The organism is Lihuaxuella thermophila, assembly GCF_900110165.1.
GTDB lineage: Bacteria > Bacillota > Bacilli > Thermoactinomycetales > Thermoactinomycetaceae > Lihuaxuella > Lihuaxuella thermophila.
Window position 1 is genome coordinate 144,504 of the sequence record NZ_FOCQ01000008.1, and the last position, 25,322, is coordinate 169,825.

At 48.1% G+C, this 25,322-nt stretch carries 22 protein-coding genes and 2 pseudogenes; 17 read left to right on the forward strand and 7 right to left on the reverse strand.

Features of this window, described 5'->3' with window-relative positions; genetic code table 11:
* The first annotated feature begins 342 nt into the window (after window positions 1–342).
* From BMW55_RS10765 to BMW55_RS10775, 3 genes are read left to right on the forward strand one after another with little or no spacing between them, the layout of a single operon-like run.
* Window positions 343–1,338, forward strand: coding sequence for an ABC transporter ATP-binding protein (locus tag BMW55_RS10765; RefSeq protein ID WP_089968730.1), 996 nt, complete (start codon window positions 343–345; stop codon window positions 1,336–1,338).
* On the forward strand, window positions 1,339–2,163 hold the full coding sequence (locus BMW55_RS10770; protein ID WP_089968733.1) for an ABC transporter permease: 825 nt from the start codon (window positions 1,339–1,341) through the stop codon (window positions 2,161–2,163).
* Window positions 2,147–2,935: an ABC transporter permease gene (locus BMW55_RS10775; protein WP_089968737.1), complete on the forward strand. Its 789-nt coding sequence runs from the start codon at window positions 2,147–2,149 to the stop codon at window positions 2,933–2,935. The genes BMW55_RS10770 and BMW55_RS10775 overlap by 17 nt, the downstream gene beginning before the upstream one ends.
* 37 nt (window positions 2,936–2,972) lie before the next feature.
* Here BMW55_RS10775 and BMW55_RS10780 read toward each other — a convergent pair whose 3' ends face one another.
* Together BMW55_RS10780 and BMW55_RS10785 are read right to left on the reverse strand one after the other, a co-directional pair.
* The gene (locus tag BMW55_RS10780) at window positions 2,973–4,445 is read right to left on the reverse strand and encodes a flavin monoamine oxidase family protein (protein WP_089968740.1); all 1,473 of its coding nucleotides are present in this window, start codon (window positions 4,443–4,445) and stop codon (window positions 2,973–2,975) included.
* 206 nt (window positions 4,446–4,651) lie between these two features.
* Complete coding sequence (locus BMW55_RS10785; protein ID WP_089969022.1) at window positions 4,652–5,596, reverse strand: NAD-dependent epimerase/dehydratase family protein; 945 nt, start codon at window positions 5,594–5,596, stop codon at window positions 4,652–4,654.
* 325 nt (window positions 5,597–5,921) lie between these two features.
* Between BMW55_RS10785 and BMW55_RS10790 the strand changes: the two are divergent.
* The 3 genes and pseudogenes from BMW55_RS10790 (at window position 5,922) to dapF (ending at window position 11,050) form a co-directional block, all read left to right on the forward strand.
* Window positions 5,922–8,801: pseudogene (locus tag BMW55_RS10790) on the forward strand (2-oxoglutarate dehydrogenase E1 component).
* Complete coding sequence (odhB, locus tag BMW55_RS10795) at window positions 8,798–10,024, forward strand: 2-oxoglutarate dehydrogenase complex dihydrolipoyllysine-residue succinyltransferase (RefSeq protein WP_089968743.1); 1,227 nt, start codon at window positions 8,798–8,800, stop codon at window positions 10,022–10,024. Before BMW55_RS10790 ends, odhB begins: the two are co-directional and overlap by 4 nt.
* Before the next feature lie 189 nt (window positions 10,025–10,213).
* On the forward strand, window positions 10,214–11,050 hold the full coding sequence (gene dapF, locus BMW55_RS10800; protein WP_089968747.1) for a diaminopimelate epimerase: 837 nt from the start codon (window positions 10,214–10,216) through the stop codon (window positions 11,048–11,050).
* 104 nt (window positions 11,051–11,154) lie between these two features.
* Here dapF and BMW55_RS10805 read toward each other — a convergent pair whose 3' ends face one another.
* Window positions 11,155–11,973, reverse strand: a complete 819-nt coding sequence (locus BMW55_RS10805) for a serine hydrolase (RefSeq protein ID WP_089968751.1) — start codon at window positions 11,971–11,973, stop codon at window positions 11,155–11,157.
* 30 nt (window positions 11,974–12,003) lie between these two features.
* On the reverse strand, window positions 12,004–13,050 hold the full coding sequence (locus BMW55_RS10810) for a stage II sporulation protein M (RefSeq protein ID WP_089968755.1): 1,047 nt from the start codon (window positions 13,048–13,050) through the stop codon (window positions 12,004–12,006).
* A 102-nt stretch (window positions 13,051–13,152) separates the two neighbouring features.
* Here BMW55_RS10810 and BMW55_RS10815 point away from each other — a divergent pair, with 102 nt between their 5' ends.
* The 3 genes from BMW55_RS10815 (at window position 13,153) to BMW55_RS10825 (ending at window position 15,275) form a co-directional block, all read left to right on the forward strand.
* Window positions 13,153–13,947 (forward strand): RDD family protein, encoded by a 795-nt coding sequence (locus BMW55_RS10815; protein WP_089968760.1) that lies wholly within the window; start codon window positions 13,153–13,155, stop codon window positions 13,945–13,947.
* A gap of 199 nt (window positions 13,948–14,146) precedes the next feature.
* A complete protein-coding gene (locus tag BMW55_RS10820; RefSeq protein WP_089968765.1) occupies window positions 14,147–15,103 on the forward strand; it encodes a GAF domain-containing protein in 957 nt (318 codons plus the stop codon).
* Window positions 15,096–15,275, forward strand: a complete 180-nt coding sequence (locus BMW55_RS10825; protein WP_089968769.1) for a hypothetical protein — start codon at window positions 15,096–15,098, stop codon at window positions 15,273–15,275. The genes BMW55_RS10820 and BMW55_RS10825 overlap by 8 nt, the downstream gene beginning before the upstream one ends.
* Window positions 15,276–15,526: 251 nt before the next feature.
* Here BMW55_RS10825 and BMW55_RS10830 read toward each other — a convergent pair whose 3' ends face one another.
* Window positions 15,527–16,120, reverse strand: a complete 594-nt coding sequence (locus tag BMW55_RS10830) for a YdeI/OmpD-associated family protein (RefSeq protein ID WP_089968773.1) — start codon at window positions 16,118–16,120, stop codon at window positions 15,527–15,529.
* 499 nt (window positions 16,121–16,619) lie between these two features.
* Complete coding sequence (locus BMW55_RS10835; protein WP_089968776.1) at window positions 16,620–16,964, reverse strand: winged helix-turn-helix transcriptional regulator; 345 nt, start codon at window positions 16,962–16,964, stop codon at window positions 16,620–16,622.
* Window positions 16,965–17,079: 115 nt separating this feature from the next.
* On the opposite strand from BMW55_RS10835, the gene BMW55_RS10840 reads away from it, so the two are divergent.
* The 7 genes from BMW55_RS10840 to BMW55_RS10870 all read left to right on the forward strand — a co-directional run bounded on the left by BMW55_RS10840 (window position 17,080) and on the right by BMW55_RS10870 (window position 23,615).
* On the forward strand, window positions 17,080–18,123 hold the full coding sequence (locus BMW55_RS10840; protein ID WP_089968784.1) for an NADH:flavin oxidoreductase/NADH oxidase: 1,044 nt from the start codon (window positions 17,080–17,082) through the stop codon (window positions 18,121–18,123).
* Between the two features lie 488 nt (window positions 18,124–18,611).
* Window positions 18,612–19,292 (forward strand): nickel pincer cofactor biosynthesis protein LarB, encoded by a 681-nt coding sequence (gene larB / locus BMW55_RS10845; protein ID WP_089968787.1) that lies wholly within the window; start codon window positions 18,612–18,614, stop codon window positions 19,290–19,292.
* On the forward strand, window positions 19,289–20,509 hold the full coding sequence (larC, locus tag BMW55_RS10850) for a nickel pincer cofactor biosynthesis protein LarC (RefSeq protein ID WP_089968791.1): 1,221 nt from the start codon (window positions 19,289–19,291) through the stop codon (window positions 20,507–20,509). Before larB ends, larC begins: the two co-directional genes overlap by 4 nt.
* A gap of 54 nt (window positions 20,510–20,563) precedes the next feature.
* A complete protein-coding gene (gene acuI, locus BMW55_RS10855; protein ID WP_170839873.1) occupies window positions 20,564–21,559 on the forward strand; it encodes an acrylyl-CoA reductase (NADPH) in 996 nt (331 codons plus the stop codon).
* Window positions 21,560–21,616: 57 nt separating this feature from the next.
* Window positions 21,617–21,883, forward strand: coding sequence for a YciI family protein (locus tag BMW55_RS10860; RefSeq protein ID WP_089968798.1), 267 nt, complete (start codon window positions 21,617–21,619; stop codon window positions 21,881–21,883).
* 64 nt (window positions 21,884–21,947) lie between these two features.
* Window positions 21,948–22,370, forward strand: a complete 423-nt coding sequence (locus BMW55_RS10865) for a DUF3592 domain-containing protein (protein ID WP_089968801.1) — start codon at window positions 21,948–21,950, stop codon at window positions 22,368–22,370.
* A gap of 153 nt (window positions 22,371–22,523) precedes the next feature.
* Entirely contained in the window at window positions 22,524–23,615 is a 1,092-nt protein-coding gene (locus BMW55_RS10870) for an NAD(P)H-dependent flavin oxidoreductase (RefSeq protein ID WP_089968804.1), read from the forward strand.
* Window positions 23,616–24,465: 850 nt separating this feature from the next.
* Here the strand turns inward: BMW55_RS10870 and BMW55_RS19410 are convergent.
* Window positions 24,466–24,720 (reverse strand): hypothetical protein, encoded by a 255-nt coding sequence (locus BMW55_RS19410; protein WP_089968807.1) that lies wholly within the window; start codon window positions 24,718–24,720, stop codon window positions 24,466–24,468.
* On the opposite strand from BMW55_RS19410, the pseudogene BMW55_RS19020 reads away from it, so the two are divergent.
* Window positions 24,704–25,150 (forward strand): annotated as a pseudogene (locus BMW55_RS19020) (helix-turn-helix transcriptional regulator); the annotation flags it as partial. The gene BMW55_RS19410 and the pseudogene BMW55_RS19020 sit on opposite strands and share 17 nt — an antisense overlap.
* Between the last annotated feature and the right edge of the window lie 172 nt (window positions 25,151–25,322).

Below are 25,322 nucleotides of genomic sequence, written 5' to 3' on the forward strand. Positions count from 1 at the left end.
GCTTTTTAACTATAAAAGGCCGGGTTTTATGTTGTCTTTTTATTGATTGTATCGCCATGCTGCCGAAGCCGGAGCATTGGTGGAGCAAAAAAAAACCGGGAAACTCCGCATACGAGTTTCCCGGTTTTTTCGAATTCTTCCCCGTGTCCAAAAATAGAATAACCGTTATGAGCCGGCAAAGAAAGATGTAAATGTTGGAAATTTATTTAATCGGATCTGATGGAACACGGAACGGGAATCCTGTTTTTGGAACAGATCATACAAAAATGAGAATCAAAACGGTATACATAGATAATACATATGGTTTAAAATAGTCGGTAAAAACTTTGAGAAGAGAGCACCATGACTCTGGCCATCAAGGTAAAAGGACTTTCAAAATCCTTTGCTGTCAAACACAAGAAAACCGGCTTTCTCGAATCATTGAAAAGTTTATTTAACCCGACATTCTCCGAGGTCACCGCGGTCCATCCGATTGACTTTCAAGTAGAACAAGGTGAAATCGTGGCGTTTCTCGGTCCGAATGGGGCCGGAAAATCTACCACCATCAAAATGTTGACCGGAATTCTTCATCCAACTCAAGGATCCGCGGAGGTGCTTGGTTTCAATCCATGGCAGGAGCGGGCAAAGCTGGCTTTTCATATTGGATCTGTTTTCGGTCAAAAGTCACAGCTATGGTATCATTTGCCACCGATCGATACGTTCGAGCTGATGAGCCGGATCTTCGAGCTTCCGCGGGCTGATTACCTTAAGAGGCGCGATGAGCTGATCGAGCGGTTTGAACTGGGGGCGTTGATGAACATTCCCGTGCGAAAACTGTCACTTGGTCAACGGATGCGCTGTGAAATGGCTGCTGCCCTGTTGCATCGTCCGCAGATCGTTTTTCTTGATGAACCAACCATCGGTCTTGACGTGGTTGTGAAACATAAAATCCGTGACTTGATCAAAGAAATGAACAAAGAAGAGGGCACGACGCTGTTTATCACTTCCCATGATGCCGGCGATATCGAACAGCTTTGCAAACGGGCCATCGTCATCAATCATGGTCAGATCATTCTGGATGACACGGTATCCAATATGAAGCGCCAATTTTTAAAGCACAAAACCATTCACTTAAAATTGCAGGAAGTGCCTGGGCAGTTCAATGTTCCCGGTGTGAAGTTAGTCAAACAAAAAGGTGCCGGCATCCGTCTTTCTGTGGATACTTCGCAAATTTCCATTGAAAACGTACTCTCTTATATCGTCCAAAACTATCAGTTGGTTGACGTAACGATTGAAGATCCTTCGATGGAGGAGATTATCACGCACATCTATGAACAGCGTCGAGAGGAGGTTGATTAAATGAATACACTCTCAGCCAAAAGCCTGTTTTCCGGCAAAGCCGTTAAATATCTCTCTGTCGGGTACATTACTGTTCGCAATAACTTTGTGTACCTGCGCTCTTTCTTCATTCGTTCCTGGTTTTTGCTCGTCATTTTATTCATCTTTGTCCAACTGTGGCGGGTCACTTATCAAGGAGAAGGTAATGAGGTGATTGAAGGATACACCTATGAACAGATGATCTGGTATCTGATCTTCGCCGAAGCGATTATTCTGTCGTCGCCGCGTCTGCCGGTCAAGATTGAAGAAGAAGTAAAAAAGGGAGATGTAGGTTATCAACTGACCCGCCCCATGAGCTATCTTCTTTATCACTATTTTTCCTACCTGGGGGAAGCGTATGTTCGTCTCATCGTAAATATCATCCTCGGAAGTGCTCTCGGTCTGGTTTTATTCGGGTGGCCCCGCTTGGGTTTAGGCTTATTCGGATTTCTGATCGTCTCGATCGGATCGTTTACGGTTAACTATCTGATGACGATGATGCTGTCTCTCACCTCATTTTGGGTAGAGGAGACACGCGGTCTTGTCTTTGTATACCAGAAGATGCTGTTTATTATTGGCGGTCTGATGTTGCCTTTGGAAATATTCCCTGGATATCTGCAAGCCATTTCCGAATGGCTGCCTTTCCAAACCGTGGCCTATTTCGCAGCGAAAGCAGGGGTGCATTTTGAGTGGATGATGATCGCCAAAATGCTGTTGATCCAGTTACTCTGGATTGCCATCCTCTCGTTCTTGCTTCGGGTGGTTTATCAGAAAGGAGTGCGGAAACTGAATGTCAACGGTGGCTAAATACATTCGGTTTGCCCTTGCTTGCTGGAAGCTCAATCTTGCCGGTGCCATGGAATTTCGTTTGAGTTTCTTCATGACGGCGGGCATGATGATCATCAACAATTTCGTTTGGATTTTCTTTTGGCAGATCTATTTCCATCGGTTCAAACTCGTCAACGGGTGGGACGTGTCGGATGTGATGATGCTTTGGGCTGTAGTCGCAGGTGGGTTTGGACTTGCCAATGTTTTTTTTGGGAATGCTGACTACATCGGAAACATCATCGTCACCGGCCAGCTGGATACCTACCTGGCCCAGCCGAAGCCTGTCCTGTTGAATCTCTTAATCTCCCGGATGTCCGTTTCTGCGTTGGGTGACGTGATCTTCGCTTTGCTCGTCTTCGGCTGCTTCGGCAAACACACGTGGAGTGGTATGCTCAAATTTTCGATAGCATTGTTCCTCTCCATGTTGATCTTTGTTTTCTTTTCTGTTTGCGTGCAGTCTCTCGCCTTTTACGTCGGCCACTCGGAAGGGTTTATCGGGCAAGAGTTGCTGGTCACCTTTGCCACCTACCCGACTGATATCTTCCGGGGAATGACCAAAGTGGTGCTGTTTACAGTTCTGCCGGCCGGATTCATCTCCTACATGCCGATTGGACTGCTCCGGGAAGTAGAACCGCTCTTTTTTGGGGCTGCGATCGGGGTAGTGATGCTTTTGGTCTTTGGAGGCACAGCATTATTTTATCGCGGGCTCAGGCGGTATGGATCCGGGAATATGATGGGTATGCGAATGTAATCCGAGAATGATCCCCGTTGAGATGATCATGGAGGAATTATCCAGGCAAGTGATTGATTTCATAAGCGGCTCGTATCCCGGATTCAATCGCTCCCTGAATCCAGGAATGAGCCGTTGAAGCATGTTCGCCAGCGAAGTGAACCCTTCCTTCGGGAGTGGCAATATAGGGACCAATGTCTGTTTCCTGATACGGCTTGAACAACGCAAAAGCACCGCCCGCATAGGGATCCTGGGCCCAGCTGTGGGAGATTCCCGTTATAAACTCGTTGGTTATCTGTTTTCCGTGGATGGCAGACAGGTTACTCAATGCCTGTCGAATTCGTTGTTCTTCACTCAAGCAATCCCAGGGCATTGCGTCGTCTTCCCATGTATAACTGGCTAAAATGACTCCCGGCCCCTTTTTACCGATGCCGTGACTGGGATAATACGTACTTCGAATGGCAAGGTCGGTTATGGTTTTGCCGCCAAAAAGGTTTTCTTTTTCCCAAAATTTGCTTCTAAATTCGATGCCAATCTTTGTGGACGACACATAATGAAGTTCACGGATGGCCTGCCATTTATAATGGGAGAAAGAACTGCGCGGCTCGACCTCCACATGTTGCAAAACCGTAAAGGGGATGGTAACAATGGCAAGGTCACCGCTGATTTCCAATGACTTTAAGGTTTTGGGATTGATGGAATAAATGGTTACCCGGTTGTCGTGTTGCACTATTTTTTTCATCTCTTGACCGAAGAGAATGTCCTCTCTCAATTGCGGGAGGAATGCTTTGGGGAGAAGGTCGTTACCCCCGGTAATCTCATAAAAAGTAACTTCACGGTTGAAGAGAATCATAAATTCACGCAAGATTTCCAAAAATGAGAGCTCCGGCAATCCCTCCAGAGTAAGCAGCACTTTCACCATTTCCATGGCATCCGGAGACAAGCCTTGTCCATAGGGAGGATATCTCAAGAAAGTGTCCATTGAGTATTTATCGAACTCTTGCACGACCCATGCCCAATTCTCCGATGGATTTTGGTTGATCAAATCGATCACGGGTTTCAGCAATGGTAAAACTAATTGTTCGGCTGTTTTCCCTTTCTCGAGTGGAGCTACAGGATATCCGAGTATATCAGCATTTCGCTCATAAGCATTAAGACGGGTTTTGATCCCGTTAACATAGATGATGTCATTTGGAGTAACATTGATGAAGGGATTTACCGGCAAACGAAATTTACGAATGTATTCCAAAGTCAAATCATGGATACTGGGAATACGCATGGGACCTAAGTCCAAATACTGGCCCTCAGTAAAAGGAGAGCGAACCGTGTAGACGCGCCCTCCCACTCTTTCGGTAGCTTCAAGGATTTTCACGTTATGTCCGGCTTCTTTTAACAACGAAGCTGCCACCAGTCCTGCCATACCCGCGCCGACAATGATGATCTTTTTTGGAGAATGAGTTTTTTTCAACCCCTTTCTGATGATGGAAATCATTTGAGAACGAGTTAACCGGACAGGTATGTAAGTAGCCATCGTATTCCCCTTTAATACGGACATTCAATGTTATTATCTTTGTATTCAACAAGATCCCGTTTTATGTTCCTGCCATAAATGACAGGGATTCAAATAGGTCAGGCTTTGACTGACCATCAAAGGGAAGAAGGGAACAAGTGACTACAGGTCTCAATACGAGAACAGGGACATGCGTTTTGGCGTGCACGGATGACTTGTTAAGCATCTCATTGTGTCTGTTGTCCGGATGCGGTTCGCATCGAAATAAAAGTTTTAACCAGTCCTTCGTTGAGGGGGGTATTCGCTTTCCATCCAAGCAGTTTTTCGGCTCGTGAACAGTCCAATGCGCTTCTTTTTACATCCCCGGTTCTTTCTTTTTCCCTGATCAGTGGAATGTTTTTTCCGATGATGCTTTGTGCGAGGCAGTACAAGTCCTCGGTAAATACTTCCTTTCCCGTGCCAATATTGATAATGCTGTGGTCTCCTTTGCTTATAGACAACACATTTGCTGTGGCAACATCTTCCACATATACATAATCTCTGGTCGTTCCTTTCGGCATGTCACTATAGGCAAACAGAACGGATGGTTGATCATTCAACAGGTTGTTCATAAAAATCGGCGTTACCCCGCATTCTCCTCCTCCCGCTTGCCGGGGCCCGTACACATTGGCATATCGAAGGACGGTATAGTTGAGCCCGAAGGTGATGTGATAGAAATGAAGATATTTTTCGATCGTGTACTTGCTGATCGCATAAGGCGAAATCAATTGGGGGTCCATTTCTTCGGTTGTGGGAATGTGGTCCGCTTCACCGGTCAGGGCACCTCCGGAGGAGATGAAAATAAACTTTTGCACATTGTATTTCACTGAGAGGTCTAAGAGGTGCAAAGTGCCCAGGATATTGATTTTTGCATCGAATACGGGATTTTTGACGGATTCCGGAACCGATTTCTGTACCGCATGATGGTTTACGATTTCCGGTTGTTCCGCCCGGAAAACAGATTCCAGTTGTTCGGTGTCCGACCAGATATCCAGTTCATACACTCTGGCTTCTTTATTTACATTTTCTCTTTTACCTGTGCTGAAATTGTCCACTACTATTACTTCGTGACCTTCCTGTATGTAAGCATCCACGACATGAGAGCCAATAAAGCCGGCTCCCCCGACTACCATAATCTTCACTTTTGTCCACCATCCTTAAAGAAGATATATTTTCAGATAGATTACATAAATATTACAGTTATATTACTTAAATATTACAAACAATAATGTGAACAATCAAGCATAAGTTTAAATTCTGTTTTTGGCATGGAGTTGAAACGACAGTGAAACAACGGAAAAACAGGCCTCATGTGACAGGAATATTTTCCGGAGCAGGGTGAGTACATTTTCAGCACGTGTGTTTTGTTCACTGGCAAATAAGGTATGTAATGAATAGGAGAGTCTCCTGCTCTTCTTTTGGTTTCTCTCCGGGAAGAGCAGTTGGAGGGATCACTGAATGACAACGGAAAACACAGCCAAAGAAAGTCCATGGCGGTATGTTGACGGACCCAATCTCGGATATATTCACGAATTATACGAACGGTACAGGAATAACCCGGATTCGGTTGAAGAGGACTGGAAGCACGTGTTCGACCGATGGGGAGCCCCGCCTGTTTTGATGGGTTCCGGTGCCCGGCCACCCGGGGAGTCTCCGGATCTTGCAGCCCGTCCGGCGATGTTGAAAACAGCAGTTGCGGCCCAAAAGCTGGTCCAAAACATCCGTACTTACGGACATTTGGCCGCCCGTATCAATCCGCTGGAGGAAGAGGCCGATGTAGATGCCCGTCTGATCGAACCGGCTGCGTACGATCTGACCGAGGAAGATTTAAAAACGCTGCCTGCTGAAATCATTTGGCCGGAGAGAACAGAGGGGTTTCGGACCGCGATGGATATCATCAACCGGCTGCGGGAGATTTATACGAGATCAATGGCCTACCAGTTCACTCATGTCCATGACACCGAGGAACGGGAGTGGCTGAACCATATGGTCGAATCGGGAGTTATTCACCACAAGCTGTCAACGGAAAAACGGATCGATTTGTTAAAGCGGCTGATTGAAGTGGAAGAGTTTGAAAAATTTTTGCACCGGACCTTCCCGGGCCAAAAGCGATTTTCTATTGAAGGAATCGATATGCTGGTGCCGATGATCGATGAAATAATCTATGATGCAGCGCATGACGGGGTCCAACATGTCAACATCGGAATGGCGCACCGGGGCCGCCTCAATGTACTGGCTCATGTGTTGGGAAAACCCTATGAGGTCATTTTTTCCGAGTTTTATCACGCAGCCGACAAGAGCCTGGTTCCCTCCGAGGGGTCTGTTGGGATCAACTACGGCTGGACGGGAGACGTCAAATACCATTTGGGAGCAGACCGGGAATACGATGAAGGGGATACGGTTCACGCCTGTTTGACCCTGGCCAACAACCCAAGCCATCTGGAATTCGTCAATCCCGTCGTAGAGGGATATACGAGAGCGGCTCAGGAGAGCCGTGACCGATCCGGGTATCCACAACAGGATGTGACGAAAGCGCTGGCCATCCTCGTACACGGGGATGCCGCTTTTCCCGGTGAGGGCATTGTTGCCGAGACGCTTAACTTCAACAGGCTTCGGGGTTATCATACGGGCGGCACGATTCACATTATCGCCAACAACCAGCTGGGTTTTACGACTGAAAGCTCCGATGCCCGTTCCACCCGGTATGCCAGCGATCTTGCCAAAGGTTTTGAGATCCCGATCGTTCATGTCAACGCGGACGATCCGGAGGCGTGCTTGGCAGCCGTTCATCTTGCCTATGAGTACCGGAGGCGTTTCCGAAAGGATTTCCTGATCGATCTGATCGGATACCGCCGGTTCGGGCACAATGAGATGGACGATCCGGTGGCCACCCAGCCAAAGATGTACGATAAGATCAAAAATCACCCCAGTGTGCGTGTTTCCTATGCCAAGGCTTTGCAATCAGCCGGAGTAGTCACCCCGAACCGGGTGAAAGAGATGGAAGGAGAGGTGCAGGAACGGCTGCGGAATGCCCTTCAAAAGGCAAAAGAGAAGGGAAATCCGGAGCTGGAGGAAATGATGTCTCCGTCCCGGTCCGCTCCTTCGGAAGTGTCAGAGTTGAAGACGGCGGTTCCGGCAGAAACCCTGCGCGAGATCCATGCAGAGTTGATGGACACGACGGAGGATTTTAACATTTACCCGAAATTGGAACGGGTGTTGAAGCGGCGAGCGGAGGCTCTGGATGGTGAAGGAAAGGTGGATTGGGCACTGGCTGAGACCCTGGCTTTTGCCACCATCTTAAGGGACGGTACCCCAATCCGCATGACCGGACAGGACACGGAGCGGGGCACTTTTGCGCAACGTCACCTGATCCTGCACGATCCAGAAACCGGACGTTCCTGCTGCTCTCTGCATCGCATCACACAGGCAAAGGCTTCCTTTGCCATCCACAATAGTCCGTTGTCGGAAGCATCCGTGTTGGGGTTCGAATACGGTTACAATGTCTTCGCGCCGGAAACTCTCGTGCTGTGGGAGGCACAGTACGGGGATTTCGCCAACGCGGGCTAGGTGATCATCGATCAGTTTATTTCTGCGGGCCGTGCGAAATGGAAGCAGAAATCCAGCCTTGTCCTGTTGCTCCCCCATGGCTACGAAGGGCAGGGGCCAGAACATTCCAGCGCCCGCTTGGAACGTTTTCTGCAATTGTCCGCCGAAAATAATTGGACTGTGGTCAATCTGTCGAAGGCGGCCCAATATTTCCATATCCTCCGCCGGCAAGCGGCTCTGACAGGAAAAGAGGAAGCGCGTCCGTTGATCATCATGTCCCCGAAAAGCCTGCTCCGCAATGAACGAACGCGATCCCCCGTCTCAGCCTTTGAAGAAGGGCGGTTTATGAAAGTGTTGGAACAACCCGGATTGCCGGAATCAGCCGGACGGGTGAAGCGGTTGATTCTCTGCAGCGGCAAGGTGGCGATCGATCTGGAAACCGAGTTGGAGTCGGATCACCATCAGCGGAACGGGTTGCACATCCTTCGCGTGGAGCAACTGTATCCGTTTCCGAAAGAGGAGATTGCGGCCGTCATACAACGGCTGCCCAATCTGAAGGAGATCCTTTGGGTACAGGAAGAACCGCGCAATATGGGTGCCTGGAGTTATATGGAGCCCCGCATCCGGTCTGTTGCGCCGGAAGGGGCGACCGTGGGATATGCGGGCCGTCCCGAGCGATCCAGTCCGGCGGAAGGTCTTCCCGATCTACACCACATCGAGCAAAAACGCATTTTGAGGAAAGCGCTGGATCTTGGTGAACCCCAAAACGGACAGGGGAGGGAACGGATGTGATTGAAATTAAAGTACCTGAACTGGCAGAGTCGATAACCGAAGGAACGATTGCCCGCTGGTTGAAGGAAGAAGGTGACTCCGTCAGTGAAGGGGAGGTTCTGCTGGAGCTGGAGACCGACAAGGTGAACTTGGAAATCCAGGCCGAAAACCCGGGGATCTTGGAAAAGATCGTGAAACCAGCGGGGGAAAATGTGCAAGTCGGCGAAGTGATCGCGCATTTGAAGGAACAGACGGCCGGGAATACAAAAGAGGAAGAAACGGCCGAGAGGCGGAGGGAGGAACAGCCGGAAGAGAAACCAAAATCCAGCCCTTCTGTACCGATCGCCTCGCCCGCTGCCAGAAGACGGGCGCGAGAGCATGGCATAGACCTGAACCGCGTACAAGGACGCGATCCATTGGGGCGGATTCGAATGGATGATGTGGGCAAGCGGCCGACAGATCCGTCTCCCGCCAAAGAAGAATCGGTCACAAAAAGCGTCGCTCCCCGGGAAGGGAAGGATCGGCCGCCCGAAGATCCGATGAGGCCAGTGGAACGAAAGCGGATGTCCCGCCGTCGGCTGACTATCGCCAACCGGTTGGTCCAGGCTCAACACAACGCTGCGATGCTGACCACCTTCAACGAGGTGGACATGTCAGCCGTCATCGACATACGCCGGCGCCGTAAAGAGGCGTTCCGCCAGCGGCACGAGGTGGGACTGGGCTTCATGTCCTTTTTCACCAAAGCCGTGGTCGGTGCCTTGAAGGAGTTTCCTCTGCTCAATGCTGAAATCCGCGGCGAGGAAATCCTGATCAAGAAATACTACGATATCGGGATCGCTGTGGCTACCGACGAAGGTCTTGTCGTTCCCGTTGTGCGGAATGCGGATCGCCTGAGCTTTGCCGGGATAGAACGGGAAATCGCTTCCCTGGCTGAAAAAGCCCGTTCCAACACCCTTACCCTTGACGATCTTTCGGGGGGAACCTTTACGATTACCAATGGCGGTGTTTTTGGTTCCCTCTTATCCACCCCGATCCTCAATGCTCCCCAGGTGGGTATTCTGGGGATGCACACGATCCAAAAACGGCCGGTGACCCTGAAGGACGGCAGCATCGAAAGCCTCCCGATGATGTATATCGCACTCTCCTACGATCATCGGCTGATCGACGGGCGTGAAGCGGTCCAATTTCTCGTCAGGGTCAAGGAGATGCTGGAAGATCCGGAGTTGCTGTTATTGGAAGGATAAAACCGCTGAGCGAACCCCTGCTTCCCTGAGGGAGCAGGGGTTCTTGTGTGTTTTTCGCGGGTTTCGCAAGCGGGGAGGGGAGGGAATCACTAACGGTTGAAACAACCGGGATCAGATCGGGAGCTACAGCAGGCGTTTTTTTCTGTGTTATAATGATTTCTGCAATCGTAAAGAGAGAGAGGAAAAAATATGCGATTTACGAAGATGCACGGTTTGGGAAACGACTTTATTCTTGTATACAAGAACAGGAAGCCGAATGCGGAAGAAATGTCTGAATTGGCAGTGTCCCTCTGCAACCGGCATACGGGTGTCGGAGCAGACGGACTGGTCGTTATCTACCCGACGGATCGCGCGGATATTGCGATGCGTATTTTTAATGCTGACGGGACCATGGCCGAACAGTGCGGCAACGCTGTGCGATGTGTGGCCAAGTATTATTATGAACGCCTATCCGCGCAAAAAGAACAAATTACGATCGAAACAAAAATAGGGGTACAGACCGTCTGGCTGCAAGCGGAAGACGGACGGGTTCATCAAGTCCGGGTGGACATGGGCGAACCTGTGCTCAAGCCCTCGGCGATTCCCGTTTGCGTCGGATCAGACAGGGCGGTGAACGAACGGATTGAAGTAAAAGGAAAAAGCTTTGTTTTTACCGGGGTATCGATGGGAAACCCCCATGCGGTGATCGAAGTGGAAGATGCGGCCAATTTTCCGGTGGAAAGATGGGGCCCATTTCTTGAAACCCATCCGGTCTTTCCGCAGAAAGCCAATATTGAGTTTATCACCATCCACTCTCCGGATGAGGTAACCATGCGCGTTTGGGAACGCGGAGTGGGACAGACATTTGCCTGCGGGTCCGGAGCATGTGCGACGGTTGTCGCCGGGGTGCTCACAAACAAGTTAAACCGCCGGGCCGTGGTTCATCTGAAAGGCGGCGATCTTCATATTGAGTGGAATCAAGACGATAACCATGTTTACATGACCGGTCCGGCCGCGTTTGTATTTGAGGGAGAGTGGCGAAGGTAGCGTTGGGTTTCCTGGTCGCCACTTCCCGATTGGAATCGGAAGCCGAGAAATGCCGGATCCTTTTCACGGGTTGAAGGACAGACGAACCGGCGCTTTTGCGGGACTTATTGTTGCCGGTAAGCCTGATAGACCCGAAAGGCGAGTTGGGCCAGTTGCTCTTTTGCTTCCCGGTAGGAACAATCCTCGCTTAATGCCACCATAATAACTGCATGAGAACCTGTATACAGGATGCCCGTGTCGTGCAGTACACGTGTCACCGTCCCTGTTTTGTGTGCCAGTTCCCATGCCGGAATGCTGCCGATGATATCCGGGTCTGTTTGAGGAAGAAGAGAAGGGAAACAATCCCGAATCTGTTGTTTCTTCAGAATGTTGATCATCTGCAAACTGGCATGATAAGATACCGCTTCCCCTTTGGCGATTTTTCGGTAACAGCTTGCGAGATCCCGGGGAGTGATTGTGTTTACACCTTCACGGTCGGCAGGCAGAATCATGAGCGGGTTGTAGAATCGGCTCCCATTCATGTTAAGTTCAGTCATCGCTTCATGAATGGCATCTTTGCCTACGAGCTCAATGAGCAGGTTGGTGGCGGTATTGTCGCTTTGGATTATCATCAAGGTGGTCAAGTCGCGGATTGATACTTTGAGTCCGGGTGTCAGATGTTGAAGGACACCGGCTCCCCCCACTTGTGCTTCCGGAGTAAGGGTCATTTCGTCGCTGAGAGCGAAGCGGCCTTTCCAAGCTTCACGGAAAACAGCAACCATGATCGGAACCTTGATCACACTGGCGGCATAAAAAGAGTGGTCGCCGTTCCATTCCCAGCTATCGCGGGTTGTTAAGTCTTCAATCCACACTCCCCATCTGCCGGGCAGTTTCAGTTTCCACTCTTCCAATTGCTCTCTTAGTTTTTGAAAAGGTTGAGCCATGTGTTTCCACCCCGCGTTACGTTAGCATATCTATTTTCGGTCATATGGACCGACATGTGGATGTCTATGGCCAAATCTGAGCGGATGGTGATTCCGGTGCTGACTCACACTGATTCCATATTTTAAAAACGGCCACCCGAAGTACACCATTAAAAGGATCAACAAAAGGAGGGCAATCAGGTATTTGGTCCAATGCGGCCAGGGGGCGGGAGTCAGATAACCTTCAACCACTCCTGCAATCATAAACATAGGGATGACTCCAAGCATTAATTTGATGGTTACTTTCCCTTCTTGGATTAATGCATGACGCCTGGTGAGATCTCCCGGCACAAAAAGGCGGTATGCCAAGGAGAGTCCGGCCGCTCCCGAGATGAAGATGGCTGTTAATTCGATCACGCCATGGGGCCAGATAAATGCCCAAAACTCAAAACTGCCGCCGGCCAGGTGATAAAGAGCAGCTAAGGCACCCAGCAGCATTCCGTTGAGAAAGAGGCTCCAAACCGTCCCGATTCCGAAGAGGATTCCCCAGGCGAAACACATAAACGCGACTTGAATGTTGTTGATCATGATTTCACTGGAAACAATCGCATGATCCCATTGCTGTTGGCCGATTTCTTCCGGATTGGCATGCGGAACGATTTCCGGAGGGAGGAAATACGATGCGTAATCCTGATTTAAATAGGTAAGGGCAAACGCAAGCAGAAAACCAGCAAACAACACGATTGCCGCAACAAAGAAAAAACGGGATCTCTGGTAAAACAAAAAAGGAAATTCAAACGTGAAAAAGCGCAAAACTTTTTTCGCATAACCTTTTTTAACCGTCCCATACAGGAGGTTATGAGCGCGAATAACAAGCTGATTTAAGTATTCAGTGGTTTCATGTTCCGGAAAATAGGTTTGGGCGTAGGCTAAATTCGAGGAGACTTTGCGATACACAGCCCCCAATTCATCCAATTCAGCTTTATGTAAAGTGCCGTAAGAAAGCTGTTCCAAAAGATATTCCAATCGAGACCAGGTTTGCTGGTTCGACTTTACAAAGTTTCCTAAATGATTCGTTGATTTTATCACTTCTGACACTGCCCGTCACCTCCTTTTCAAGTGTACCATTTCGTCAGCGCTTTTTCATAATATGCACATGAAATATAATATAATGAAATCACGGGTTTAAAGGAGGTTCTGATGAAGAACTTTGTCATCATCCACACTCCCGAACATGTCCAAATCCCGTTTTCGACAGCCGGGATCGGGACGCGGGCTTTGGCAAAAATCATTGATTTTTTTTGCATGGGAACCGTTATGTTTCCGCTCGGCATGTTTGGCATGTTGATCTCAGAAATGGTTGGTCAGGATGACATGCCTTCCATCCTTCTGGCTATCATCATTTTTGTGTTATCTGCCATCCCGCTTGCATACTTTACCTGTACCGAGTACTGGATGAAAGGACAGACGATCGGCAAACGGGTAATGAATCTTCGCGTGATCCAGGATAATGGGGGAAGCCCCGGTTTCCTCGCGGTTTTTTTGCGCAATCTGCTGCAATTGGCCGATTTATTGCCGGGATTTTATTTGCTGGGGATGGTCACCATCTTCATTCATCGCCAAGAAAAACGGCTGGGAGATATCGTGGCTGGTACTCTGGTGATTTATGAACACAAAAAGCCCAAAGAATTGGTTCTTGAATATTCAAGCCTTTTTCTCAGACAAGAGGAGATAGAAATATTTAAACGGCTGGCGCCGATCTCCGGTGATCGTTTTCTGGTGCTTGAATCTTTTTTGCTGCGTCGACATGAATTACATAGCCGGGTGAGAAATGAATTGGCCGTCAAGTTGGTGCAAACTTTATGGCCGGAAATTCAAACAGACTCCGGTCATGAGGAAGCTTTTTTGGAAAAAATTTATCTGTATCTGAGAAATACAGCCTATCTGTCTGATGCTCCAAAATTGATCTCCGGATCCTTCCCCGTCGCCAGTTAACTTGCAAGAGCAGCAAACGTAAAAGGGCTCCAGGGTGCAGATCGAGGGGCTCTTTTACCGTTTGTTTAAAGTATTATTTGCAAAACAACATGCTTCATTGAAGAAATTTTTGAAAATATATGAAGGATTTGTCTGGGATACATAAAATATTTACTAAAATAACGAACGTTTTTAATCCTTCACAGGAAGGAGAAGGAAGATGAGTACCGATGACCTATTAAAAATCGCTGAGACCTTTGATAAAAATACCGGCTGGTTTCTCGATTTTTTGGGCTACTTTGTTGCGATTGGCCTGGTGGCTACTTTTCTTGTCCATTTTTATCGCTATGCGACCGGGCAAAGCGATTGGCTGGGCAGATCTACAAATGATACAAGTCAACTCACCCAGATCCAGCTGGATTCTTTGCGGAAAGAAAAAGAAGAGATTGAACGAAAAATGATTCAGCTGGAATCCGAGATTCAAGATCTGGTAACCTTATTAAAGGAAAAGGAAGCGGATCTTGAAGAAAAAACACAAGAAGTCATTGAAATGGTACATGAAATTGAGACAATCAAAAGCTTATACGAAGAGCTGGACGAAAAATATGATGACGAAACTTATGCGATGTCCCAGGTGATGTATACTGCCGATGAAGTTGCGTCCGCCATTGCAAACGAAGAAAATTTCAGGCAGAATCGCGCGGATATTTATATTAACTTACTGGATTATCTCATCAATACGATTAAGGGGTTTCGGGAAAAGAATCCAAGGGTAGTGATTCATATTAAACATCCCAAAAAAGATGATGTATTGGTTCATTATGCGCATTCCAGCGGCCATTCCCACCGGGTCAAGGATTATGAACCGCCGATTGACAATAGCGCTGCCGGACGTGCATGGCGCACCAATGAAGTCTATTATGTTCCTGATGTGGAAGACCCGCAATATGAATATGACCGCAAAGCGCATTCCAATAAGTATTACAGAACCATTCTTTGTGTTCCGCTCAAAGCGGGCGCGGATCCATCAACCCGAATCGGGGTTTTGTCCATTACCGGCAAGCCGGTTGATGCATATGAAAAAATAGAAATCGAACGCGTCATGTTATTTGCAAGGTTGTTGTATCCTCTCATTTATATGGACACCAAGATCAGGGAGGTTTCCACCTATGGGTGATTTTAAAATGGTCCCCGAGGAAGTGCGGAAAGAATTAAATCGACTGTACCGTGAAGGAGTGATTACCCGTAAACAGCTGATGAAACGAATGAAAAACGGACTGTTCGATCATGAGCGCCTTGCTGTAAAGGAGAAGTTCGAAAAGTTGATCGAAAAATATGATATTAAATAATGAAATTGAAAAAAACCGGCCGTTGAGCCGGTTTTTTCGCCTATTAAAACTGGTTTGCAAAATAAACTACTTGAATACGTAATCTCCTAACGGCAAAGAAAAAGACCACACAAGGGGTCGTGTGGAGATTAAATTAGCCAAAACATTTAGTTATGGGTTATTGGTCCGGAATAGCTATCAATTGAGCTAATTCCTCAGTTGGCATGGGATCCCGCTCAGTATAATTGATGATAGCTCTCGCCTTGAATCAACTAATCATGTAATCCCTTTCCGTCGAGAATTTTCTGTATATATTTTTCAACTCTTGACTGTCGAGTTTTGGATTGTTTCGGTTGAGAAAAATATAGAATGTATGCCCTTTGCCGTCCCGGTGTCAATGCTTCAAAAGCCGTTTTCAAGGCAGGGATTTCATCGAATTTATTTTGAAGTTCTTCAGGAATTATAAGTTCTGTATTCCTTTTAAAATTCACTTTCAAACCGGCTTTTTCAACTTCAATGGCTTCATTAATATAGGCTTTCAAGATGGTTTCCATTTCAACTATTTCTTGAATATTGGTGAACCGAATCTGGCGCGCCGCCTGTACATTCTCCGTTTGTTGAATTAGAATCCCATGAGGATCCTTTAACAAGGCACCTTTGTGAAACAGAAGAGCACAATATTCTTTAAATCCATGTATTAAAACGATGTTTTTTTTCTCAAACGTGTAACAGGGATGCATCCACTTAAATTCTTCGGTCAGCCCACAGTCAAGAACGATATTTCTCAACTTCTCATATTCTTCCTTCCATTTTTCGGCATTGCTTATAAATTCATCAACCTTGGGATTCATTCTACGATTCGTCATCAAGGAACACCCCTCTGCAATTTTTCGATCAGCTGACAGTCAAGGATGTATTCCTGTGTTAATTCGAATACATCTCGATACCCTGTCCGTTATTATTTAGAAATAGTGTCATTATATCCATATTCCTTTTGAAACGGCTTCCAACATTCCAGGGAGAAACACAAAAGAACCACAAAGAGAGCGCCAAGCCCCGGGTTTGCAGTCTGGCGGATCAATTCTGTCTCTATAAGCCCTACACAGGAAAGGAAGTACAAATGAACATACCGATAAACAATGACTTGAGTTTCCTGCGAAATATCTCAAGTCATTTCCATTATATAGATACATTGAGTTCAATTCCATTCCACTTCATTATATTGAGATTTATCTAAGCGGAGTAGAGGGAGCATCGACCAAATTTGGTGCTGTATATCCAGTGATGGAAAATGTCTTGGGTTACTACATTTGCAGTCTCATTTCCATAAATATTGCAAACACAGGGATACAGGGATGACATGGATTATTCCTTGGGGATGCATCCCATGTTCATCAGATGCTCCAAATGATCGCTCCCCCATTGGTTCATCAGTAGCAAGATGGGTTTGAGCGTTTCGCCGCAAGGCGTCAAGGCGTATTCGACCTTGGGCGGAATGACCGGATAGACGATTCTTTCAATCAAGCCGTCAGATTCCAGTTCCCGGAGTTGCTGTGTCAGCATTTTGGGAGTGATGGAAGGGATCAGTTTTTTCAGTTCGCTGTAGCGCCGTTTCTGATCCATCAAGTACCAAAGGATCAAGACTTTCCATTTGCCTCCGATGACTTGGAGTGTAACCTCCACAGGGCAACGATGTTGTACGCGGGGCATGATTAGACCTCATTTCTTACGTTAGTATACTAAGTTACTTATAGGTAAGTACTTACTAATAATAATTATACACGATATACTGAACATGTATCCATTACCAGGAGGGAAGCACAAGATGATCCATTTGGCGAAACCTTTTCAATTAAAAGGGCTGGTCTTGAAAAATCGCATCGTTATGCCGCCCATGTGCCAGTGTTCCGTTTGGGAGAAGGACGGGAAACCGAATGATTGGCATTTCGTCCATTACAGCTCGCGGGCGGTCGGTGGGGCAGGACTTATCATCATAGAGATGACCGATGTCGAACCAGATGGCCGTATTTCCGACTATGACCTGGGGTTATGGTCGGATGAGCATATACCCGCGTTTGCTCGCATCATTTCGGAAGTGCATAAATACGGGGCCAAAATCGGAATCCAAATCGCACATGCCGGGCGGAAAGCGGAAGATGCGGAGGTACCCGTCTCATCCACCGATGTGCCGTTCAGTCGCGAATTCAAAAAACCCCGGGCACTGTCCACGGAAGAAGTCAAAGAGATGGTTGTCAAATTCAAGGAAGCCGCCAGACGGGCCGTGGAAGCCGGCGTCGACACCATTGAAATCCATGGCGCTCATGGCTATCTGATTCACCAGTTTCATTCTCCGCTCATCAACAACCGTACGGATGAATACGGAAAAGATTTGGCCCGATTCGGGGTTGAAATCATTCAGGCGATGAAAAGCGTCATGCCGGAAAATATGCCCCTCATTTTCCGTATTTCGGCGGTGGAATACGCGGAAGGGGGATACGGTCTTGAGCATGCGATCGAGTTGTGCCGCCGTTACCGGGATGCGGGAGTGGATATTTTCCACATCTCCAGCGGCGGCGAGGCTCCGATCGGAGTCAGAAAGCCGGGAACCCACGCCGGTTACCAGGTTCCGTTGGCCCGTACCATCAAACAAGCCTTGGACGTTCCTGTGATTGCGGTGGGTAATTTGGATGATCCCGAAGTCGCTGAATCCACATTGGCTAACGGCGATGCCGACCTGATTGCGGTCGGACGCGGAATGCTCCGTGACCCCTATTGGGCCCTGCACGCCCTTCAGGCATTGGAAGGGGAAACAGAAGCGCCCCGGCAATATCAGGTGGCTTTCCGCCAGGGGCGGTCTGCGATGTCCTGATGCACAATAAAGCTTATCCAGCAGCTGCGATGGGTTGCAGCTGCTTTTTATGTGCCCCTTTGAATTACCCATTGGAATTAAGGGCTAATACTGTTCGTACAGTTATCGCCTAGTTTTCTCATCTGTTATGGATTCCTTCTTCCCATTTCATCATGGAAATTTCGTTACTCAAACTGAATACCAACGTTTTTCGGTTTATTGGGCAAAGAGACCAAAGTCGGCCTGTGCGCGCCATCCCTATATACGAAACTTCAAATGATTTTTCACTGGTGACGGCAAAAACTGGCATGAATCCGGGAAGGATCACCCCCAATTTGGTATCATTGAAGTATTAGATATGTAATGGTATATTTGATTTAATCAAAATAATATATCTAGTTTAATATATTAGACAGAATGAATGGATTGCCGGATTGAGGCGTTTGATTGTCCTCAACAGCGCGATATCGAATTCAATGGAAAACACTTTATATCTGACGGAGGTTATAATGAGTTCGTTTAAGGACCTGGGTTTTTGCAAGATTGATATTGGCCGCGAAGAACGGACAGGCTACCCGGAAGTGGTTTTCGGCCAAGGAAAGACAGCTTCCCAAGTTGTTGAGATTTTCAGCCATTTGATGGAAAATCACGGGAGAGCGATGGTGACAAGGGCTACGGCGGAAATGTCTGTGTTGATCAAAGAACGCTTTCCGGATGCCGTTTATGATCCTGTTTCGCGTCTGCTGACGTGTGGGGAGTCACCCCGGAAATATCCCGGGATTGTGGTCGTCGCCTGTGCCGGGACTTCCGACCTTCCCATCGCGGAAGAGGCTGCGGGAACGGCGGTCTGGATGGGATGTCAAGTGGAGCGCATTTATGATGTGGGCGTTGCCGGCATCGATCGGTTGCTCGCTTACCGCGAAAAGTTGCAGGAAGCCCGGGTGATTATTGTCGTGGCGGGAATGGAAGGAGCTCTTGCCAGCGTAGTGGGAGGGCTTGTGAGAAGGCCTGTCATCGCCGTCCCGACCTCGATCGGTTACGGTGCTCATTTTTCGGGCTTAACCCCTCTTCTATCCATGCTTTCTTCCTGTGCTGCCGGTGTCACCGTGGTCAACATCGATAATGGCTTTGGAGCGGGATATGCAGCAGCGATGATTCAACAGTTGGTTAAAGAGGTGGCAGCGAAATGAGTACGCTTTATCTGGACTGTTTTTCCGGAATTGCCGGAGACATGACATTAGGGGCTTTAATTGACCTCGGAGCAGATCTGTCCTATATTGAAGCACATTTGAAACGTCTGCCCATCGATCCTTTTTCCATTGAAGTCAAACAAGTAACCAAAAGAGGAATTACGGCCAAACAAATTCACATACACGTTCATCATACGCATGATTCTCAAGCACAGCATCATGCCCATCACCATGACCATCCCCACCGGCGAGCTGCCGAAATCCTGGATATGATTGAAAACAGCGATCTCCCCCCAAGGGCAAAATGGCGCAGCCACCGCATTTTCCGGGCAATCGCTGAAGCGGAAGGAAAAATCCATGGTATTCATCCCGATGATGTACACTTTCATGAAGTGGGAGCCATGGATTCAATTATTGACATTATCGGTGTATGTCTGGCATTGGAAAATCTGGGTGTCGAAGAAATCTACGCATCACCCGTGCCTGCCGGACAGGGTACAGTGCGCATGGCACACGGATTATATCCCGTTCCCGCACCGGCGACAGCGGAACTTTTAACAGGCATTCCTCTTGCCGAACTGACGGCTGAAGGAGAACTGACAACACCTACAGGGGCGGGCATATTAAAAGCTTTAGTGAAGGAGTTCCGGCCGATCCGTTCCTTTACCATTCAACGTATTGGTTACGGTGCCGGTGAAAAAGATTTTGAGCACCCCAATGTCTTGCGCGCTCTTCTTGTTGACGAAGAAAAGATGAAAAATGAGCAACGGGAGCAGGTAAGTATACTGGAAGCGCAAATGGATGATATTACCGGCGAGGCATTGGGTTATGCAATGGAGCGACTGTTTGCGGCCGGAGCTCTTGACGTCTATTATACTCCTGTCTATATGAAGAAAAACCGTCCGGGAATACTGGTGACGGTCGTTGTGTCAGAAGATCAGTCGGATTTGTGTGAAGAGCTCTTATTGAAAGAAACCTCAACCCTTGGCGTACGGAAAAGCACCTGGACCAGGAAAGCCTTATACAGGGAAATGTCTCAGGTGGCGACTCCCTATGGAAATATCCGAGTCAAACAGGCATATTTGAATGGAAGACTCATTCGGCAAACTCCGGAATACGAGGATGTCGCCACGATCGCAAGAGAAAAAGAGGTTCCTTTTCAGGAGGTTTATCAAGCAGCTGTAAGGTCTTCCGCGGGACATGGCATTCAGATTTGAATAGTGGCATAATTAAGAGGAAATATGAAAAATGCCGGAAAGGAGTTGATATTGATGGACCGTGATAAAAACTTCAGAGCCCTTGTGCTGGATCATGTGGATGGGAAACTTCGTGCGGAAATAAAAAGCTTGAAGATAGGGGACTTGCCGGAAGGGGATGTAGTAATCAGGGTATCTTACTCCAGCTTAAACTATAAAGATGGACTGGCAGTTACCGGACGGGGGAAGATCGTGCGAAGTTACCCGATGATTCCGGGAATTGATCTGGCAGGGGTGGTTGAGTCCTCGAACTCTCCCAAGTTTCAGCCCGGAGATCCGGTGATTCTGACCGGGTGGGAAATTGGCGAAAAATATTGGGGGGGTTACAGCCAATATGCGCGTGCGAAAGCGGATTGGCTGGTGCCTTTACCGCGGTCGATGGAATTAAAACACGCCATGTCCATCGGTACGGCCGGATTGACGGCCATGCTTTGTGTGATGGCTCTCGAAGAGCATGGTTTTCCAACCGAACGAGAGGTAGTCGTAACGGGAGCAGGAGGCGGAGTTGGCAGCATTGCGGTAGCCATCTTATCCAAACTGGGTTACAAAGTGGTTGCATCGACCGGACGGAAAGACCTGCACTCTTATTTAAAAGATTTGGGAGCGCATGACATCATTGACCGTGAAATGTTATCGCAAGATGGCAGACCCTTGGAAACGCAACGATGGGGGGCAGCTGTTGATACTGTTGGCGGGAAAACACTGGCTGGCCTTTTAAGGAGCTTGTCCTACAGGGGAACGGTTGCCGCTTGTGGTTTAGCGGGTGGAAGCGATTTTTGCACCTCCGTATTTCCGTTCATCCTCCGCGGGGTAAAATTGGTTGGTGTTGAATCTGTTGTGTGTCCCGTCGAAACAAGGATTCAGGCATGGGACAGGCTGTCTCACTTGTTAAGTGGCGACATATTGGACCGAATCACCGAGGTACATCCATTAAGCGAGGTTCCCCGTCTGAGCGAGGAAATATTAAAAGGGAGAGTTCGCGGTCGAATCGTGATTGATGTAAATGCTTGATCGATCGATTTTTGCTAAAATTGACCACAAAGCAATCTTTGGGAGATGAATTCAAATATGGCTTACTTCGCAGCAATTTTACATATGTTAAACCCGGAAAAAAATCAGGAATACCGGCCTGACCATTTGGCGTTTTTGGACAACCTCGCCAAGGAAGGGAAAATTTTTGCCAAAGGACCTTTTACGGATGGTTCAGGGGGAATGGTTGTCTACATTGCTGATACATGGGAAGAAGCAAAACAAATGGCAGAAAAGGATCCCTATGTGATCCATGGCGTCCGGCGGCTCGAATTACATGAATGGGATATGAAACCATCTGGCTAACGCGAATGTTTCGTCTTTGTAACGGGCCGAACTTCTTCCGTCGCAATGAAAGGTGTGAAGGAATTTGATTGGGGGAATTTTAGTAGGAATTCTGGGAATTGGCATCGGGATGTGGCTGTTGACAACCGGAGTTAAAAGGATATCCGGGCTGCTTAACTTGTTCAGCCAGGGGACAGCTGCGACCGGCGAAGTTGTGGATGTCGTTCATGGCTACGAATATATTGACGGAAAAAAACGCCCCGTTTTTATTCCGATCATTGAGTGTGACGAACGCGTTCAAAACAAGAGAGTCTTCAATCCTAACTTTGGAGAACATCGTCCACCAGAGATCGGAAAGAAAATCGAGATACGATACTCTCAAGACTATCCGGAACAGGCTGTTTGCAATACAAAAGTGAACCTGTTACTCAGTATCGGATGGTTCTTGCTGGGCCTGCTATTGAGCGGATGGGGCGGTTTTATTTTCTTGAGTGCTTTACAGATGTAAATGCACTCTTTTTGTTTATACCATTTGTCCAAATTCGCATTGGATTGAAAAAATATTCGGAAAAGGAATCGGAAAACGGAAAAGAGAGGGCGCTCATGAGATAACAAGCTGCCGATGCAGTTAATATCATCCACTGAAGAGGGGGGCTGCAAAATGTGGCCAGAGACAGAACTTACACGTAGATTGTGCATTCGATATCCCATCATTCAAGCGGGGATGGCGGGAGGGCCAGCATCTCCGAAGCTGGCGGCGGCTGTTTCGGAAGCAGGGGGATTAGGGACGCTTGGGGCCGGTTATTGGCCCGCCGAGCAATTGCGGGAGGCCGTTCGCTCTGTTCGTCGCCTGACCGGAAGACCGTTTGCCGTTAATTTGTTTGTGCCGGGACCGTATGAGGTTTCAGTGGAGCGCATTTCCCGTGTCCAGGCAAGGATGAGATCCTACCGGAGAGGTCTCGGGCTGCCAGAGGCGATCGTGCCTGATCAGTTCGCCCCGTCGTTTGAGGAGCAGATGGAGGTGGTTTTGGAGGAACGGGTCCCGGTTTTTAGTTTCACGTTTGGCGCTTTAAGCGAGTATTGGTTGAAAGCCTTGAAAGAACGCGACATCGTGGTCATCGGCACGGCCACCACCGTTCGGGAAGCGCTGGCATTAGAGCAAAGTGGTGTTGATATGGTAGTGGCTCAATCTGGTGAAGCCGGCGGCCATAGAGGAACATTTTTGGGGCGGTTTGAGGATGCTTTAATCGGCGGGATGGCATTGATTCCAGCTATGGCGGATGCTGTCCGCATCCCGGTGATCGCTGCAGGCGGCATAATGGACGGGCGGGGCATCGCAGCGGCAATGATGCTGGGAGCGGAAGGCGTGCAACTGGGTACCTCGTTTTTGACCTGTGAAGAGAGTGGCGCCCATGAACTGCATCAACAAGCGGTCCTATCTGCCGATGAGGAAAGCACGGTAATTACGCGCGCCTTTTCCGGAAAACCGGCACGCGGTATCCGTAATCGGTTTATCGTGGAGATGGCGGATGAAGAAGTGCCTGATTATCCCGTGCAAAACGCGTTGACCAAGGACATTCGGCAAGCAGCAGGACAGCAGGGAGTTCCGGAATTTATGTCGATGTGGGCGGGACAAGGCACCCGGTTAAGCCGTCAGCTTTCAGCGGGATTGCTGGTGAGAACGTTGGTGGAAGAGACGGAGGATGCGGTTCGAAGAATGACCTCAAGAATAGGGGCGGACCGTAACCAATAAGTGCTTTGAGGCGGCTTCATGATTCGGTTGGAAGGGAAACCGGCCATCGATCAGAAGCCGGGGAAATATTCGTGCTGGAGAGCAGGCTCCTTTGGGGTCTGTTCTCTCTTGTTATTAAAATAGTTATTTGATTGTTATATTAGATTTATTGTTACATTTATCGAAATGAGGTTACACTCATTGATCCGGGAGTATTTACGACGAAGAGAAGGGAAGAGAAGGTCTGACGGGTTCGGTTTTCGATAGAAACGGGCGCTACTGTAAAATCACCTAAGCTTGGGTGGAATAGGACGAGCTTTACGTATGTGATGTAGCAAATGTTTATTGCTCTTCGTCGACTACCGCACTTGCACTTAATTAGAGTCAGGGCATAAATCTCTGTTTGTTTAATGTTGGCCAACTTCAGAGTGTTGTATTTAATAAATCGATTCAAGCAATAAGGAGGGATGCCCGAACTACTTGCAGTCATCAATGGATATAATTAGCAAAAATCTGTAAAAAGAAAATTGATTGTTTCCTGGCTCATACTCGGAAATCTATTTTAGTCAAAAAAATAATTTCTCAAAACTATAGTTAACTTTATCTAATGAGATAGAAAAACGACGATGAGATGCCCATATAACGAGAAGGGATCGTATGGAACCTCTCCTAACGTTTATTCCTCTCTTTCAACGTTACAAAACAAATATTTTGTAACGTTATATAATTGAAATGCTCCTCAGGAAAGCGCTGATCACCTTCACATATTGATCCATACCGTCGTAATTGAGCCTGGCCCGCATCACTGTGCACCAAAGTACCAAAGTGGTATTCGGTCTTTTGCAGGCTGCAGGCCATTTCTTCCGCATGTTCATGGGAAAGAACAACTCTTCTCGTTCCGTGCAACAGTATTGCAGGCATATCTGTGGCCGGCCAGCTTTTCCAATGTATACCATTGGTTCCCTGCTTCGAACAGAAGCCCCCAACCATCTTCGTATTGGCGCATGGAATACAGGCGGGCCGGCCCTAAGCTTCCCATCGCTTCGCAAAAAGCGTTTCCCGGGCCGGCGCTCGGTTTCGCCATTCGGCCGCGCATGACAATTCGCTGTTCACCAAGAACCATCATGAGGGACTTGCTTGAATTGAGCGAATGGGGAGTTCCCTTGTATTCGGAAGTAGGTCCTCGCAGCGGATACCAAATATTGTATTGAAAGAGAGAGTCTTGTCTCCCATCATCTTCAACGAAGCAGAGGTTGTTGGCATCTTTTTGCCAGCCACGCCCTGCCCCCTTCCGTTTGAAACCAAGCCATCTGCGGCATTGACCAAATTTTATACATATATGCCTGGGGATGTCCGGACTCGGATTGATCAAATCAAGAACGTGGTCAATTTCGTCACCCCGACGAGGTTATCCCCTTCTCCCCACTTGCCCCATATTGCTCGATGCGTCGATCCATCAAAAAGTTATTCTCATTGACTATGAATCAAGAAGCGAACGGACAAGCCGGGAAATCCAACCGATCGGCATTTATGCCAGCGGCGGTTCTTGGTACTGTTTCCCTTCATGAGAACCTCGCCATGTGCAAAAAAGCCCAAGATGCGTTCGGGTTTACGAGGCATCCTGGGCTTTTTTATTTCAATCGTTAAGACGACTGGCTTTTTGTCAAGACTTTATAATCCAATCAGCTTTCTTCAGGCCCATTAATCCCGGGTCATCTGATGTCATTT

Bases quoted from the DNA above. Each gene is read 5' to 3' on its own strand.
- BMW55_RS19410 (WP_089968807.1), bottom strand. From the start codon at position 24,720: ATGATGGTTCTTGGTGAACAGCGAATTGTCATGCGCGGCCGAATGGCG.
- BMW55_RS10825 (WP_089968769.1), top strand. From the start codon at position 15,096: ATGGGTGATTTTAAAATGGTCCCCGAGGAAGTGCGGAAAGAATTAAAT.
- BMW55_RS10870 (WP_089968804.1), top strand. From the start codon at position 22,524: ATGTGGCCAGAGACAGAACTTACACGTAGATTGTGCATTCGATATCCC.
- BMW55_RS10815 (WP_089968760.1), top strand. From the start codon at position 13,153: ATGAAGAACTTTGTCATCATCCACACTCCCGAACATGTCCAAATCCCG.
- BMW55_RS10830 (WP_089968773.1), bottom strand. From the start codon at position 16,120: ATGACGAATCGTAGAATGAATCCCAAGGTTGATGAATTTATAAGCAAT.
- BMW55_RS10770 (WP_089968733.1), top strand. From the start codon at position 1,339: ATGAATACACTCTCAGCCAAAAGCCTGTTTTCCGGCAAAGCCGTTAAA.
- BMW55_RS10840 (WP_089968784.1), top strand. From the start codon at position 17,080: ATGATCCATTTGGCGAAACCTTTTCAATTAAAAGGGCTGGTCTTGAAA.
- BMW55_RS10835 (WP_089968776.1), bottom strand. From the start codon at position 16,964: ATGCCCCGCGTACAACATCGTTGCCCTGTGGAGGTTACACTCCAAGTC.
- BMW55_RS10775 (WP_089968737.1), top strand. From the start codon at position 2,147: ATGTCAACGGTGGCTAAATACATTCGGTTTGCCCTTGCTTGCTGGAAG.
- larC (WP_089968791.1), top strand. From the start codon at position 19,289: ATGAGTACGCTTTATCTGGACTGTTTTTCCGGAATTGCCGGAGACATG.
- BMW55_RS10765 (WP_089968730.1), top strand. From the start codon at position 343: ATGACTCTGGCCATCAAGGTAAAAGGACTTTCAAAATCCTTTGCTGTC.
- BMW55_RS10820 (WP_089968765.1), top strand. From the start codon at position 14,147: ATGAGTACCGATGACCTATTAAAAATCGCTGAGACCTTTGATAAAAAT.
- dapF (WP_089968747.1), top strand. From the start codon at position 10,214: ATGCGATTTACGAAGATGCACGGTTTGGGAAACGACTTTATTCTTGTA.
- BMW55_RS10780 (WP_089968740.1), bottom strand. From the start codon at position 4,445: ATGGCTACTTACATACCTGTCCGGTTAACTCGTTCTCAAATGATTTCC.
- BMW55_RS10860 (WP_089968798.1), top strand. From the start codon at position 21,617: ATGGCTTACTTCGCAGCAATTTTACATATGTTAAACCCGGAAAAAAAT.
- BMW55_RS10785 (WP_089969022.1), bottom strand. From the start codon at position 5,596: ATGGTAGTCGGGGGAGCCGGCTTTATTGGCTCTCATGTCGTGGATGCT.
- BMW55_RS10805 (WP_089968751.1), bottom strand. From the start codon at position 11,973: ATGGCTCAACCTTTTCAAAAACTAAGAGAGCAATTGGAAGAGTGGAAA.
- larB (WP_089968787.1), top strand. From the start codon at position 18,612: ATGAGTTCGTTTAAGGACCTGGGTTTTTGCAAGATTGATATTGGCCGC.
- acuI (WP_170839873.1), top strand. From the start codon at position 20,564: ATGGACCGTGATAAAAACTTCAGAGCCCTTGTGCTGGATCATGTGGAT.